Source organism: Mycolicibacterium baixiangningiae (assembly GCF_016313185.1).
Taxonomy (GTDB): Bacteria; Actinomycetota; Actinomycetes; order Mycobacteriales; family Mycobacteriaceae; genus Mycobacterium; species Mycobacterium baixiangningiae.
In genome coordinates this window covers 188,802-204,081 of sequence record NZ_CP066218.1, presented here as the reverse complement: position 1 = coordinate 204,081, position 15,280 = coordinate 188,802, and the positions used below count along the sequence as shown (strand labels likewise).

Here is a 15,280-nt window from a genome sequence, read left to right as displayed (position 1 = left end):
CGCGACGCCCGAGCCCACTTTCGGAGGAATTCTTACCGGACGTTGGTACCGGGGCGCGTTCCGCGCTTGCCCATGACAGCCACGTAGATCCCGATCAGGACGATCGCGACGACGATGCCCACCAGGAACGGAATGATCTCGAATCCGCCGTTGGAGTTGCTGTAGCCCAGCTGGTAGGTCAGCCAGCTGCCGATCAACGATCCGAGCGCGCCGAGCACGATGGTCATGATGACACCGATGTTCTGCTTGCCCGGCATGACGAGCCGAGCCAGCGCACCGATGATCAAACCGACGACCAATGCGCCGATGATGGTTCCGATCATTTCTGCTCCTTCGATCTTCAGGGGACGCACACGTCCGGTATGCCTACCGGCAAACCGCATGGACGGGCACGACGTCCGGTTACCCCGCAATACCGCGATCCACGCAAAAGGCGTGTCAGTGATGGTCAAACAGCGACCACGCCGTGGCCGGTCCGCAACCTGACTGTTACTAAAGTTGACAGAGTGACTCCGGTGAATATCGTTGGAGCGCAGGTGACCTCTGCCGAAAGGTGATCGTGCCCATCTCAGCAAACACCCTGCGACGCTTCACGGCCGGTGTCGCCGTATTCGCGCTGTGCGCGGCCCTCGGCACCTTGGGCGAACCGCACGCACGGGCCAGCGACCCCAAATCGCTCCTCCTCGGCGCCATCGCCAACACCAAGGGCTCCTACCTCGTCTACAACTTCGGCGGCGAATTCGCGGCACCGTTCCGCGCCGCAGACGGGCGCGAGTACACGTTGAACAACGGCGGCCACCTGATGACGGTCAAGAACGCGTCGACCCGGCTCAGCCCGCGGTTGCTCGTGGACAGCCACCAGGGCTACCAGGCGCGCTGCGAACGCGACCCCAGGGCGCGCACCGGCGAAGGCCTGTGGCAGGCCTCGGAGACCTTCACCCCGCTGCAGGCCTGGCAGGCGCTCGGTCAGCCGACGATCGCCGTCAACGCGAACTTCTTCGACGTCCGCGGCCAGAAGGGCGGATCCTGGCGCGACACCGGATGCAGTTCACCCTTGGGCGCCTACGTCGACAACACCCGCGGACAGGGCAAGGCGAACGCACCCATCACCGGCACCATCGCCTACGCCGGTAAGCAGGGACTCTCCGACGGCAACGAGACCTGGTCGGCGCTGGCGACGATGATCCTGCCGATCGGGGGCGCGCCGTACGTCGTGATGCCCGAGAACACGCAGGATTTCGACGCCGCCTCCCCGGAGATCCAGAAGCTGATGGACCGCGACGCCCGGTTCGTCGCCCTCGCGGGACTCGGGCTGCTCGCGCCCGGGGACACCGGTCAGCTCAACGACCCCGGGCCGAGTGCGGCGCGTACGGCGATCGCCTACAGCGGCGCCAGCGATCAGCTCTATGTGTTCCAGGGCGGGAACTACACCCCCGACAACATCCAGGACCTGTTCCGCGGGCTGGGCGCCGAGCACGCGGTCCTGCTCGACGGAGGCGGTTCGTCGGCCATCGTGCTGCGCCGCGACACCGGCGGCATGTGGAGCGGCGCGGGGTCTCCCCGAGGTAATTGCGACACCCGGCAGGTGTTGTGCGATTCGCGTGAGCGGGCGCTGCCCAGCTGGCTCGCCTTCAACTGACGCCGTCAATACCGGCTTCCGCGCACGATGCGTGGGACCATCGGGGTTCAAGTGACCGATGTGACGAGACCCCGGGCTCCCTCCCGCCGCGACGCACCCGTGAGCGGCCGCTCCGGCGCGCGGGGACGCTGGTTCCGCACCGACATCGAGGGACTGCGCGCGGTCGCCGTCCTCGCCGTGGTGCTCTACCACGCCGGAATGCCGGGGCTGAGCGGTGGTTTCGTCGGCGTCGACGTCTTCTTCGTCGTCTCCGGCTTTCTCATCACCGGGCTGCTGTGGCGTGAGGTGGCCTCGGGTGAGGGCGTCCGCCTCGGCGCGTTCTACGCGGCCCGCGCGCGCCGGTTGCTGCCCGCCGCGGCGCTGGTGCTGGTGGCGACCGCGGTCGGTGCGGTGCTGCTGCTGCCGCCGTTGCAGGCCCGCGGCGTGCTCGGCGACGCGATCGCGGGCGCCCTATACGTCGGCAACTACCGCTTCGCAATCCAGGGCACCGACTACCTGGCCACCACCGATCCCTCGCCGCTGCAACATTATTGGTCGTTGGGCGTCGAGGAACAGTTCTACCTCGTGTGGCCCGTGCTGATCGTCGGCACCGCCTGGGCGATCGGACGCCGGTTCGGCGCATCGGCCACCCGGTCGGTACTCCCGTACGCCGCGGTGCTGGCTGCCGTGGCCGCGGGGTCCTACGCGGTGTCGGTCGCGTGGACGCACGACTGGCCGTCGTGGGCGTTCTTCTCACTGCCGACCCGCGCCTGGGAACTCGCGGTGGGCGGGCTGATCGCGCTGGGCCTCGGCTGGTGGCGGCGGCTGGCGCCCGTGGCCGCGGCGGCGGTCGGATGGACCGGCCTCGCGCTGATCGTGGTGGCCTGCACGCGAGCCACCGCCGCCACACCGTTCCCCGGCACGGCGGCGCTGCCCGTCGCCGGAACCGCGCTGGTCATCGTGGCCGGATGCGCCACGCCCAACCTCGGGGTCGGCCGCCTGCTGTCGAAGCCCGTGCCGCGGGCGCTCGGCCGGGTGTCCTACTCGTGGTACCTGTGGCACTGGCCGGTGCTGATCCTGGCGCCGGCCCTGTTCGGCACAGAACTCGGGCTCGCGAGCCGGCTCGCCATGGTCGTCATCTCCCTCGGCCTGGCGATCCTGACCCTGCACCTGGTGGAGAACCCCGCACGATTCGCCACCGCCCTGCGCGGATCCGCGATGCGCAGCCTGGCTCTCGGAGGCATCGCCACGGCGGCCGTGGTGTGTGCGGCGATCGTGCTGCTCATCGCGCGCCCGATCCCCAACGGTGACGGGCCCGCGGCGACACCGGCGGCGCTGAGTGCGCCCGCACCCTCTGCGACCGTCGCCGATCCGGCCGCGCGCACTCCCCGCGAGCAGGTGCAGGCCGCGGTGGCCGCGTCCGCCGATATGCGGCGCGTGCCCGCCGACCTGTCTCCCCCGCTGGGTGCCGTCACCAAACCCGAGGTGTTCGTCAACGGCTGTGTCCTGTCGTGGCGTGACGTCGACCAGCCCGACTGCGTGTCGGGGGACCCCGCGGGGTCCGTGCGCGTCGCACTGGTCGGCGACTCGCACGCGGCGATGTGGCAACCGGCGCTGGAAACCGTTGCCGATCAACAGCGTTGGCGGCTCGAGACGATGAGCAAGGTGACCTGTCCGCTGATGGAGCTGCCCATCACCAGCCCGTACCTCGGCCGGACGTTCAGCGAGTGCGAGCAGTGGCGCGCCGACGTGCTGGCCCGGCTGGAATCCGAACGGCCACAGCTGATCGTCGTCGACATGTCGCGGCGCTACGGCGCCGACTTCGGCTTCACCGCCTACGACCCGGCGTGGCTGGACGGCCTGACCCGTCTGGTGTCCCGGTTGCGGGCGACGGGCGCGGCCGTCCTGGTGCTGGGACCGGTACCGGATCCGCTGTCGACGGCGCCGTCGTGCGTCTCCGGCCACATGGACGACGTTCTGGCGTGTTCCCCTGCGCGGCCGGAGGCGGTGAACGACAACGGAATCGCCGCCGAGGCCGCCGCGGTGCGGTCGGCCGGGGGCAGCTACGCCGACCTCACCGACCTGTTCTGCACGGTCCAGCGCTGTCCGGTCATCGTCGGGAACACGCTCGTGTACCGCGACGACAACCACATCACCGGCGAGTACGCCCAGTGGCTGGCGCCGGTGATCGGCGATCTCGCCGGGCGGGCGTTCGCGCCGTCCTGACCTGACGGTCAGGCGGCCTGGTCGGTGTCTTCGGTGTCGGTGGTGTCGGTGGTGTCGGTGGTGTCGTCCGCAGCGTCCTCGTCCGCCGCGTCGGTGTCCTCGTCACCGGCGTCCTCGTCCACAGTGTCCTCGTCCACAGTGTCCTCGTCCCCTGCGTCGGCGTCCTCGTCCCCTGCGTCGTCACCTGTCTCGCCGAGAGGATCGTCGACGTCGAGCTCAGCGTCGGCGTCCTCGGCCGGCGTCTCGTCACCCGTCTCATCACCCGTCTCGTCGTCGGGATCCGTTGGGCCCGGGTCGATCTCCGTCGAGGTGTCGTCCGTCACCGGCGGTTCGTCGTCCGTGCTGGCCTCGTCGGCCTCGTCCTCGTCCTCGTCCTCGTCCTCGTCCGCGACGGTCGGCGCGGCCGTCTTCAGCGAAATCCGGGGCGCTTCGTCGTCGGGGACGGCGTTGGCCGCGGCGACCGACGGCCGGGGCAGATCCAGCCCGCTCAGCACACCGTCGATGCTGTCGCGGATCTGCTCGAGAACACTGTTGAGCCCGGCCCCACCGATGCCGCCGGGCAGTCCGCCGTCGAGACCCACGAGGTTCAGCAGCGTCGCCAGCGCGTTCTTGACCGGGCCGTCGCGGTTGACCAGCCCGTCGTCGAAGGCCTGGCGGACGCCGGCGGCCAGCGCACCGACGACGTCACCCGGCACGTTCATCCAGTTGACGTCGGGGAAGGACCCGAACGCCGTCGGTACATCGCTGTCGTCGAAGGTGCGGACGTACTCCCAGTAGTCGCCGTCGTCGTTCCACTGCCGCACCACGTCGGTGTACCCGAGGTTGACCAGACTGCTCAGGGCCGGTCCGAGCGCGGTACCGATCGGGTTGTTGAGGTTGGCGCCGGTCAGCAGGTTGATGGCGTCGACGATGAGATACGTCGGCTCGAGCAGCGGTAGCGCGTCGATCGGCACCGTCACGTAGAAATCGAGCGCGAGGGGATCGCCCTCGAGAGGACCCCCGACCGCGTCGCCGATCTGGGGGCCCAGCTGTCCGGCGATCGACCCCGCCGCCAGTCCGGCATCCAGGCCCCGCAGGATGTACGTCGGAGCGACCACCGCGGCAAGTGAATTCGCCAGCGAGAACGGATTCGGCCATGCCGCGAAGTCGGAGAGCCAATCGTGCTGCAGTGTCGCGTCGATCTTGACGGGGATCAGCGTGGCACCACCTAGGTACAGGCCGCCGGGAAGCTCGAGCCCGCCACTGTTGCTCACCACGGTCTCCGGGGTCACGGTGTCGATCCCGAACAGCCCGGCCAGCGGGTAGAACCGGGCGAACAGTCCGCCGTTCGCGCGACCGGGGTTCTGCAGCAACAACATCGGCATCAGCGTGAGGCTGCCGAGCAGCGGCGCGGCTTCGGGTCCCTGGTATTGCGTTCCGCCCGGCTGGAAGGGCAGCTGAGCGAGGATGTCCTGGTAGGCCATTCCGGCCGCGAACGCTCCAACCCCCGCGCCGATGACCACGGGCGCCCGAACCTTGAGCACGTCCGGGATCTGGTCGAGGTTGAGCAGGCCGAGCCGGTCGAGGAGTTGGGTGAGGAGGCCGGGGATGTTGATGACGCCGTTGTCCACCAGGTCGAGCAGACCGTCCACCCCGATTCCGAGGTACTCGGTCTCATCGACGTCATCGGCCACGGAGTTGGGGAGCGTCGGCACCCAGCCGAGATCGGTGCCCAGCACCTTGAGCAGCGTGAAGACATCGCCGGACGTCACGATGTTCACGCCCACCCGCTCGCCGAGCTCGGTGAGGTCGCCCAGGTTGCTGAGATCGAGGCCGATGATGTCGAGCAGCCCCCCGATGGTGTTCAGGCCGGCGGCGTTGAGGCCGTCGGTCAACAGGTCTCTCAACAGCGGGATCTCGTTGAGGAGCGGCAGCGCGCCGAGTGCTGCGGCGAGGGGCAGCGTGATGCCGCCGAGCAGGTCGACGAAGATCGGATCGGTGAGCAGCGCCAGCGGCAGGTTCTCCAGTACCTGCTCCAGGATGCTCTGCGGATCGACGCCCGCCGCCTGCGCGAATGCCGCGAGGTTCACATTCTCGAAGATCGAACGGAACACGAAGTCGGCGAAATCGTTCTTGACGTCGTACGCGGCTTGGCCGGCGCCGAATGTGAGGTCCGGGATCGCCTGAGGAGGGGGGAACAGCCGGAAGTCCGCCGCCAGGTCGACGGCGTCGCTCGCTCTGGTGGACGCCGCCTCCGCCTTGGGCGCCGGACTCACGCCGACGGTGAGGGCAGTCGCGGTGACGGTGGCCGCCCCGATCGCAGCAATCTTCTTCGAACGCCGCTTCACGCCGCGATGTTTGGCCATCCGACCGGATCCTCCCCGCAGATTCTCAGCTCGATTGCAGGGAAGGTAGCACCGGCCACCGGCGGGCGCGTCGAATTGCTGGAATTGGCCCGCGGTCAGGTCGCGGTCTGTCTATCGGCCCTTGATCTTGTGTCCTATAGCTGGTGAACATTGGTACTTTCGATGGCAAGCGGTGCGCTCCAGTCTGCGTCCCACGTCAGCTGAGGGTTGCTGATCGGCGCTTCGGTGATCCGGGTGGGCGTCATGTTTGCCGGTGTTGCGCACACGCGGGCACGGACCTCAGATGCTTGCGTATTCACGCACTTCGCCACCCATGGGCAACGGGCGCTGTAGTTGTCCAGGTAATTAGCTGGCACTGCGCAGCGCGGCGGCGAGCGCGGACTCGGTCTGGCGGGCGTAAGCGCCGCCGAACAGCACCACGTGGGCGAGCAGCGGATACAACTGGTGCAGAGCGGTGCGCTCCTGCCATCCGTCGGTCAACGGCCGCACCGAGCGGTAACCCGACACCACCTCATCGAGGTACGGACACCCGAAGAGTGCGAGCATCGCGAGGTCGGTCTCCCGGTGTCCCCCGTGGGCGGCCGGGTCGATCAGGACCACACCGTCGGGTGTCCACATCAGGTTTCCGCTCCACAGGTCACCGTGCAGCCGGGCCGCAACGTCGCCGTCGTCGAACCGGCCCGCGCGGCACAGTTCGCGGACCGCCGCGACGGCATCGCGCGCGGAGCCACTCAGCCGCGGTGCGGCGCGCTCCCCCATCGGCCCGAGCCGTTCGTCGGCGTAGAACGCACCCCAGGTGGGATGGGCGGTCAACGACATCGGCAGCGGATCGCGCAGCGGCCCGAAGAATCCCGGTCCGTCCCAGTGGTCCGGTCCGGAACCGAAGGCTGCGGCGCCCGCGTCGTGGGTGGCCGCGAGCCGCGCACCGAAGTCGGCTGCCGCCCGCGGCGTCGGCGCCACGGTCTGCAACCGCTCGAGCGTCAACGACGTGTCATCCCAGCCGAGCACCGGCACACACGCCGCACCGCCGGCCTCCGCCAGCCATCTCAGGCCCGCTGCCTCGCAGGCGAAGAAGTCCGGCGGCGCAACGGGATTCCGCTTCACGAACTCGGTCATGCCGGCCCGAAGCAGAAGATCGCCGCCGCGGTCGCCACCACCGCTGCGGCCAGCGCGATCACCGGCGCCACGGTCACCAGCGTCAGCGTCGCTCCCACGGCGGCTCCGGCGCACATGGTCAGCACCACTCCGTAGCGCAGCTTCTCCCGCTTGCCGGTCCCGCCGGCCAGTCTGCTGTCGAAGCCGATGCCGACGATCGTCTGCGTCAGCACCGTCGTGCTCAACTCCTGGATCCCGAATTGGCGCGCGGTGGCGTTCTGAATCCCGAAAACCACTGCCAGACCGGCGATCAGCACGAGCTTCGTATCGTCGTGGTAGTCGAGCACTCCCGTACCGGCCAGGATCGACAGCGCCGTGAGCGCCACGACCTCGACACCCAACGCGATGGTCAGCCAGCGGCGCGGATGCGGATCGAGGTGCCTGGCCAGCCGGCCCCCGATCACGGTTCCCGCCACAAAGCTGACGAACGCGACCAGCGCCGCGGTCAGATCGACACCCGAGTGGGGGACCAACCAGAATCCGAGGAAGATCACGTTGCCGGTCATGTTCGCGACGAAGACGTGCCCGAGCACCAGCACGCTGATCGCGTCGACCAGCCCGGTCGCGAACGTCAACAGCAGCAATGCGGTGACGGTCAAGCGGTTCGAGACCGGCGAGCGGGTGGGCATGACGCGAGTGTCCGCGCTACAGCTGCGGGGTGAGATCCAGGCTCGTCACCGAGTTCATCCCCGTGATCAGCCAGTTCGAACCGTCGCGTTCGAGTGTCAACCGGTAGGACAGGTAGCGCAGGGACGGCACGTTCTTGCTCACCGGGCTCGTCGACACGGAGTTGGTGTACACCAGCGCTGTGGCCTCTGTCGGCGTCAGGCTCTCGACGGCCGTCCCCATCACGTCCGTGGTGTTGGTGACCTTCGCCTGCTGGTTCGTCGAGACGATGGCGTCGATGTAGCGCCGGTACTCGGTCGCGAAATCGCCTGCGAGGTAACGTGACGAGCGGTCCGGCAGCGACGCCATATCGTCCGGTGTGTAGCTCCACAGCGTGGTGATCGCCTCGGCCGCCGTACGGGCGATGGTCAGCTTGGTGTCCACCGCCGCGCGGTCGGCGAGGTACGGCTGCAGCATGGCGCCCGCGAACGCACCCGCCCCGACGAACACCACCGACGCCACGGCCGCGGCGGCCAGCAGGCGCTTGCCCGCAGGCCGGTGCGGGACGAGGACGGGCTCGGGTTCGGGTTCGGGTTCGGGTTCGCCCTCAGCTGTCGGTTCCGGTTCCGGTTCGTGTTCGGCCGCCTCGGTCACCGGTGCCTTGACCGTCCGGCGTGCCTTGCCCGTCGGCATCCGCACCGCCGGCTCCCCCGGTGTCGCGGGATCGCCGGCAGCCGCGTCGCCCGTATCCGGTTCGGCGACAGTGGATTTGGCGCGGCGCCACGGCAGCCGCCGGCGCCCGCGCGACGGGCCGGCGGGTTCCGCGGTCAGATCACCTGAATCAGCTGGCTGATCTTCCACTGCTGCCCCTCCTGAGTCGTGGTCGCCACCCAACGGTTTCCGCTCTCGATCGTCGACTTGCCGTCCGGCGTCTTGGATGTCGTCGTGGTGGCCACCAGCACGTCGACACTGCCGTTGTCGTTCAGGCGCTGCACACCCGCCTCGACCACGTTGCCCTGCGTCGGTTCGGCGCGGGCCACCTGGATGACGATCTCGTTCAACTTCTCTTTGAACATCTTCGCGAAGTCACCGGTGCCCTGCGCCAGAACGCGGTCGGCGTATGCGTTGGCGTTGAACGGATCCAGCGTGGTGTACGTCGTCATGAAGCTCCGCACATAGTCCAGTGCGGCGGCGTCGCGCAGTTCGGCGCGCCGGTCGGATTCGTGGGACGCCAGCATCAGCATGCTCGCCGTGAGCGCCGCGGCGAGCAGCAGACCGGCCAGCGCGGCGACCAGGGGTAGGCCCCAGCGGCGAGGCGGCCTCGGTGACACCGCGAAGAAGTCCGGCTCGTCGGCCTCGATCCTGCGGCGCGGGCTCACTGGCCGGCTCCCTGCATCAGCGGCGCCTTGAGCACGATCAGGCTGTCGACCCGCCAGTTGTCGCCGATCTTGTCGAAATCGACGCGCACCGTGGCGGTGATGAACTTGAGGTCCTCGGCCTTGCTGCCGCGCTGGCCCTGCATCGCGAGCAGCATCGCCGCCTCGTCCTCCGATGCCGAGAGCACCGCGCTGCTGACCGCCCAGTACTCGTTGCTGGTCGCACCGGCCTTGCGCGCGACATCCTGCTGCGCCACCAGCTGCGGCCGGTATGCCTCGGTGGTCAACGTCTGCGCGCGGGCGAGGTCCTCTTCCATCGTCTCGGCGCCGTAGCTCAGCATCTGCTCGATGATGCGCGGACCCTGTTCGGCGATCTGCGCCCGCGACCGGTCGAGCGCCTGCTCCTGGCGGTACACCGCCAGGTAGCTCAGGGCGACCGCCACCACGGCCACCACGACGGCGCCGATCAGCACCTTCGCCGTCAGGCGGCGCATGTCGCGGCGCGGCCGCTCCACCGTGCGCACCTCGGTGCCCAGCAGGAGGTCGGCGAACGTCCGGTTACGGCGGTCCCACAGCGGCCACAGCCATCCGACGAACAGCGCCGCGGTGTCCAGCAGATGCGCCAGCTCCCGCAGGAGCAGGCGCGCCAGCCCGGCCTGGGCGCCGTCGCGCCCTACGACACGGATCCCGCACAGCGCCCGGCCCAGCGTCCATCCGGTCAGCGCGGGCAGCAGGATCCTGTTCACGATGACCGCCAGCAGGGCGGCCACGGCCACCGCCGTCAGCACCCACCACGACCAGCCGATCCGGGGACCGGCCAGGAACCACGGCGCGGTGGTCGCGACGACCGCCAGCCCGGGCAGCACGTCGACCGCGAGAGCGCCTGCCCGCACATGCCACCGGGCCAGCGGTTCGGCAGGCTCGGTGTCGGCGGGGCTTGCGTCCGGCGGCGCGTCGACCACCATCGTCACGAGGTGACCTGATCGAGTCGGGCCACCTTGTAGGTGCCGTCGGCGGGCGCCATCTGTACCCGCAGCCGGTATCCCTGTTCCTGATCGGCGGCCTCGGAGTTGGTCACCTTGACCCGCACCGCGACCATCACGTCGATGGAACCGTCGTCGTTGTGCTTCTCGACGGCGGCCCGCATGTCCGACACCTGGACCTGCACGTTGGCGGCGCGGTAGGCGTCGACGAGCAATCCGCCGTACAACCCGGCCTGCACGCCGAAGTCACCGGTCGAGCACTCCAGGATCTTGGCCTGGCTGGCGGTCATCGCCGCCGCGTCCGGGGCGTGGGTGGCGGCCACGCAGTCTCGTGCGGCGGCCACCGCGACAGTCTCGTTCGCAGCGATCTGAGTGCTCTCCTGATGAGACCGCAGCGCCAGGTAACCACCCACGCCGGCACCCGCGCTGAGCAACAGGAGTGCCGCGCAGATCGCCGTCAGCCAGCCACGGCCGAGCCGCGGCGGACGTCGCCCGTCGTCTCCGGCCGGGGCCTCAGAGGTGCCCTCAGGGGTGCCCTCGACGGAGGCTGCGGCGGTGTCGTCTGTGTCGTGTTCGGATACTGCTACCGACTGATCCGGCGTTTCCTCGGCATCGGTGGGGTTCAGCTGGCGGGTGCCAGCATCTCCTTCCATCCGTCGTCTCCTGGGTTGCTCGAATTGCTGACGTTGTACGTGACGCCGTCAGGTCCGACCACCTCGCCGCTGGCTGGGCTGTACACAGCGGTGCCTGGTGGTCCTGGTGCCGGAGTGTAGATGCACGGGTTGGGTTGTTGTCCACTGCACTCGACGCGGCCCTGCCCCGGGGGGCTCAGCGGGTCGCTGACCGGCGACGGCGGCTGGGGCAGCTGATCGGCGGGCAGCGGGTTCATCCCGTTGTTGATCGACGGCGCCGGGATGACGCCGTTGCGACCGGGGTGCACCGGCTGGTTGCAGCGGGCACCCGCAGCCGGGCAGTCCCGGATCTGGTTCGGATCGCCGTACCAGGGGTTCGTGCCCAGCGGCACGTACGGATCGTCGCTGCGGCACTCCCGCGGCGTGGCCGCCCGCTTCCCCGGCACGTCGGCACACGGATAGTTACGGGCACCGCGGACCACATTCGCCTGGAAATCCTTCGGGATCTTGCAGTAGGTCCCCGCCGGTAGCTCTTTCATGCTCGTGTCGGCCGGTGAACGCCATTCGGACGCCGGCAGGAACCCGGTCAGACACGGGGGCGGCTGGTTGATCGACAGGCCGAAGTGCAGCAGACCCTCACCTTCGAAGATCGTGCCTGTCTGCGCGACGGCCGCACCCTGCGGCAACACCACCAGCGCCTGTTCCAGACCCTTGTTGTAGCGCTTCAGCATGTCGATGACGACCGACAGGTTGGCCAGCGTCTGCGGCAGCGAGTCACGCACCCCGCTGAACACCGCGTTGAGCTGATCGGCGGTCGGCGCCGCCTGCTGCAGACCGTTGCGCAGCGCGGCGTCCTGTTCGGCCGACTGGGCGGCCAGGATGTTCAGGTTGCGCGACCATTGCGCGATGTTGTCACCCGAGGTGACCTGGCTCTCCAGAATCGGCGCCGAGTTCGCGATGATGTCGTTGACCGGTTCCAGGTTGTCCTTGAACCCCTGGGCGATGTTCGTGGTCGAATCCACCAACCGCTGCAGGGACGGGCCCAGGCCGCCGACCGCGTCCGCGGTCTCGGTCAGCAGCGTGTCGATCTTCTCCTTCGGCAGCACCGCCAGACCTTCGTTGGCCGCGTCCAGCGCGGGCCCCACCTCGCTGGGCACCGTGCTCTTGGTGATGGTCTGCCCGTCGCTGAAGTACTGCCCCGGGGTGTCCGTGGACACCAGGTCGAGGTACTGCTCGCCGATCGCCGACACCGAGTGGACGTTCGCGCTCGCATCGACCGGGATTTTGTACCGGTTGTCGATGCTCATCGTCGCCCTGGCACCGCGCTCGGTCGGCTCCACCGCGGTGACCTTGCCGATCGTGGTGCCGCGGTAGGTGACGTTGGCGGTGGCGTACAGACCGCCCGACCGGGGCAGCTCGGCGTGCAGCTTGTACTGCCCGATGCCGACGAGGCTGGGCACCCGCAGGTAATACCAGCCCAGCACGACCACCGCGATCACCGTCAGGATGGTGAAGACCACCAGCTGGATCTTGATGAAGCGAGTCAGCACAGCTCACTCACCCCTTTCGACCAGCGGTCCGTTCGGCGCGCTGTGCGGGTTCGGGGTGAACCGCACATCCGGGATCATCGTCGCCGGATCACGTCCCCAGGACTGTTCGAGCGCCCGGGCCAGGCCGGACACACCGGTACCGGTCAGGAAGCCGTTGTCGATGGACGACAGCGTGAGGTCCACGTTCAGCGACACGTTGATGTAGTCACCGCGGACCACCTTCGGCACGTTCTCGATGCTGAACGGCGCGGTCAGCATCAGCTTCAGCGCACCGATCAGGTACGGCGACGACCGGGCCAGCTGCTTGAGCGGCCGCTGCAGGTTCTGCAGGTTGGTGTGCAGCGGGTCCTGGGCCTGACCGAGGTACGTATCGGCGGCATTGCTGATCCGGCCCACCGCGATCACGGCGTCGGCGAACAGATCGCGGGTCTCCGCGAAATGCTGGATCAGCGGCGGGAACTCGGTGAGCACCCGGTCGAGGGTGTCGTTGCGGCTCGCCACGATGTTGAGCAACCGGTTCGTCGAGTCGATCGCGCGGGTGAGGTCGGCACGCTGCTGGTTGAGCTCGTCGGTGAACACGTCGAGGCGGCCGAGGAATTCGCGGATCTGGTCCGCCCTGCCGGTCAGCAGATTGTTCACCTCGGTCTGGATCACCTCGAGGTTGGGGATGCCGCCGCCGCGCAGGATGGTCGCGATGCTGGCGAGCACCCGCTCGGTGGTGGGGAACGCCGAGGCGTTCTGCAGCGTGATGGTGTCACCGCTGCGCAGCGGTTCCGGCGACGGGTTCGGCGGCTCTTCGAGTTCGACGTGCTGGGAACCCAGGAGGCTGGTCTGGCCGATCTTGGCCAGAGCGTTCGACGGCAGCTTCACATCGGGGGAGATGTCCAGCGTGAGCGTCGCGACCCAGTTCTTCAGCTCGATCTTGCGCACGCTGCCGACGAACACGTCGGCCACCCGGACGCGGCTGTTGACGTTGAGCGCCAAGGTGTCCGGCATCTGCACGTAGATGGTCGTCTTGTCGGCACCCGAACCCGGTCCACCGGGCAGCGGCACGTTCGCGATGCCCCGCCACGACCCACACGACGTCAGCACCACCGCGGCCACGGCGAGCGCGACCGTGCGGAAGGTGAGACGGCCGATCTTGTGCTTCATCACGGCGCTCCTGCTTCAGCGGGCAACGGCGGGCCGGCCGGCGCGGGCCCGGGCGCCGGACCCGACAGCGGGGAACCACCCGGATCGCCCGGAATCACGCCCGGCGCGGGCGCGGGCGGCGGACCGGGCTGCGGGTACCACGGCGGCGGCAACGGATTTCGTTCGTCGAAGGCGTTCGGCGGGCCGGGCAGGTTTCCGTCGCGCGTTGTTCCGAACGCCGGCGGTGCGCCCGGGATCGGCGCGTCGGGCCCGCCCAGCAGCGCCGAAAGCGACTGCGGCGTCAGCATGTTCGCGGTGAACGGCTGCACGTCGACACCCTGCATCCCCGGGGCGACGACCCAGCCGGGCTCGTGGTTGCCGTGGGAGAACAACGTGTCGCGGGAGAAGATGCCGGGCACGGTGGTGTCCTTGTATCCCGGCGGCGGCCTCAACCGCTCCTCGGAGTACGTGACCATCTTCGGCAGCGTCATCGCCGTGCTGACCTGGTTCAGCCCGAACGGCGGGAAGTTGAACTTCAGCGCGTCCAGGATCGGCGCCAGGTACTGCGCGCACAGCTCCGCCGACTCCTGGTAGCCCAACCGGCTACCGGCCTGGATCGCGCTGCAGATGAACTGCATCGGGTTGGCCATGTTGTTGATGACGGGCAGACCGACGATGCCGCCGTTGACCGGCGAGCTGATGTTGATGATGTTGGCGCCCAGGTTCGGGAACACGTGCAGAGCGGTCTCCAGACCGTCGAGCGGTTCGGGCTGCAGGATCGCGTTGGTGACCTCGGCGAGGTTGTTGATGTCGTGCGTCAGGACCTCGCTGTTCTCGTCGAGGAACCCGCGGGTGGTGGTGAGCAACTCGTTGAGGTCCTGCAGTGCCGTCGCCAACTCGCGGTCGGTGTTGGTGAACGAGTTGGTGAACTGCGCCAGGTCGTCGTTGAGTGCGACGAACTGCTGATCGCTGCGGTAGAGCGCGTTGACGAACAGCGCGAGGCTCTTCACGACGCTGAAGAAGTCGCCGCGGCCCTCGTTGAGGGTGGTCAGCGCCTCCGACAGGCTGTTCAGCGTGGTGTTGATCTGCTTGCCCTTACCGGACAGGCCGTCGGCGAATGATTCGATCACGTCACCGAACGGGCCCTTGGGCTGATCCGGGGTGGGCCCGAGGTCGGTCAGGATGCGGTCGAGCGAATCGCGCAGCTCGTCGTACTCCACCGGCACCTGGGTGCGGTCCATCGGGATGACGGCGTCGTCCTCCAGCAGCGGGCCGCCGGTGTAGGGCGGCGCCAGCTGGATCGTGCGGGACGCGACCAGACTCGGGTTGAGGATCGACGCGGTGGCGTTGGCGGGGACCTTGTACTTCGTCTCGTAGCTGAAGGTCACCTTCATCTTGTCGCCCGCCGGTTCGATCTTGTCGATCGAGCCGACGCGGACACCCATGATCTGCACCTTGTCGCCGGGATACAGCGCCAGGGTGTCCGAGAAGTAGGCCACCACGGTGTTGGTGGTCAGCTTCTTGTACAGCTGCCAGCCCACGAACGCGGCCACCAGCGCGAGCACCACGACCAGCGTGCCGATGATCACCGACGCGCGCGTGAGCGTCGGCATCTTCATGTTTCGCACGTTGAAGATCGTTGACATCGATCAGGCCCC

General features: G+C 68.6%; 13 protein-coding genes. 2 read left to right on the top strand and 11 right to left on the bottom strand.

All coding sequences use genetic code 11. The features are described 5' to 3' along the window. Window positions 1-32 precede the first annotated feature (32 nt). Entirely contained in the window at window positions 33-323 is a 291-nt protein-coding gene (locus I7X18_RS00990) for a GlsB/YeaQ/YmgE family stress response membrane protein (protein ID WP_193045107.1), read from the bottom strand. A 236-nt stretch (window positions 324-559) separates the two neighbouring features. Here I7X18_RS00990 and I7X18_RS00985 point away from each other — a divergent pair, with 236 nt between their 5' ends. After that, window positions 560-1,639, top strand: coding sequence for a phosphodiester glycosidase family protein (locus I7X18_RS00985; protein ID WP_404822763.1), 1,080 nt, complete (start codon window positions 560-562; stop codon window positions 1,637-1,639). Window positions 1,640-1,666: 27 nt separating this feature from the next. Then, window positions 1,667-3,844, top strand: coding sequence for an acyltransferase family protein (locus tag I7X18_RS00980; RefSeq protein WP_193045111.1), 2,178 nt, complete (start codon window positions 1,667-1,669; stop codon window positions 3,842-3,844). Between the two features lie 8 nt (window positions 3,845-3,852). Here the strand turns inward: I7X18_RS00980 and I7X18_RS00975 are convergent, their stop codons facing one another. The 10 genes from I7X18_RS00975 to I7X18_RS00930 form a co-directional block, all read right to left on the bottom strand. After that, the gene (locus I7X18_RS00975) at window positions 3,853-6,171 is read right to left on the bottom strand and encodes an alpha/beta hydrolase family protein (RefSeq protein WP_232375375.1); all 2,319 of its coding nucleotides are present in this window, start codon (window positions 6,169-6,171) and stop codon (window positions 3,853-3,855) included. Between the two features lie 363 nt (window positions 6,172-6,534). Then, window positions 6,535-7,305, bottom strand: a complete 771-nt coding sequence (locus I7X18_RS00970; RefSeq protein ID WP_193045115.1) for a fructosamine kinase family protein — start codon at window positions 7,303-7,305, stop codon at window positions 6,535-6,537. Next, window positions 7,302-7,973, bottom strand: coding sequence for a YoaK family protein (locus I7X18_RS00965; RefSeq protein WP_193045117.1), 672 nt, complete (start codon window positions 7,971-7,973; stop codon window positions 7,302-7,304). Before I7X18_RS00965 ends, I7X18_RS00970 begins: the two co-directional genes overlap by 4 nt. A gap of 16 nt (window positions 7,974-7,989) precedes the next feature. Then, window positions 7,990-8,811, bottom strand: coding sequence for a mammalian cell entry protein (locus tag I7X18_RS00960; RefSeq protein WP_193045119.1), 822 nt, complete (start codon window positions 8,809-8,811; stop codon window positions 7,990-7,992). After that, window positions 8,778-9,329: an Rv1363c family protein gene (locus tag I7X18_RS00955; protein WP_193045121.1), complete on the bottom strand. Its 552-nt coding sequence runs from the start codon at window positions 9,327-9,329 to the stop codon at window positions 8,778-8,780. The genes I7X18_RS00960 and I7X18_RS00955 overlap by 34 nt, the downstream gene beginning before the upstream one ends. Next, complete coding sequence (locus tag I7X18_RS00950) at window positions 9,326-10,297, bottom strand: RDD family protein (RefSeq protein WP_193045123.1); 972 nt, start codon at window positions 10,295-10,297, stop codon at window positions 9,326-9,328. Before I7X18_RS00950 ends, I7X18_RS00955 begins: the two co-directional genes overlap by 4 nt. Next, window positions 10,294-10,962, bottom strand: a complete 669-nt coding sequence (locus tag I7X18_RS00945; RefSeq protein ID WP_193045125.1) for an Rv1363c family protein — start codon at window positions 10,960-10,962, stop codon at window positions 10,294-10,296. The genes I7X18_RS00950 and I7X18_RS00945 overlap by 4 nt, the downstream gene beginning before the upstream one ends. Beyond that, on the bottom strand, window positions 10,932-12,491 hold the full coding sequence (locus tag I7X18_RS00940) for a virulence factor Mce family protein (protein ID WP_193045127.1): 1,560 nt from the start codon (window positions 12,489-12,491) through the stop codon (window positions 10,932-10,934). Before I7X18_RS00940 ends, I7X18_RS00945 begins: the two co-directional genes overlap by 31 nt. A 3-nt stretch (window positions 12,492-12,494) precedes the next feature. Beyond that, the gene (locus tag I7X18_RS00935; RefSeq protein ID WP_193045129.1) at window positions 12,495-13,643 is read right to left on the bottom strand and encodes a virulence factor Mce family protein; all 1,149 of its coding nucleotides are present in this window, start codon (window positions 13,641-13,643) and stop codon (window positions 12,495-12,497) included. Next, entirely contained in the window at window positions 13,643-15,268 is a 1,626-nt protein-coding gene (locus tag I7X18_RS00930; RefSeq protein ID WP_193045131.1) for a virulence factor Mce family protein, read from the bottom strand. The genes I7X18_RS00935 and I7X18_RS00930 overlap by 1 nt, the downstream gene beginning before the upstream one ends. Between the last annotated feature and the right edge of the window lie 12 nt (window positions 15,269-15,280).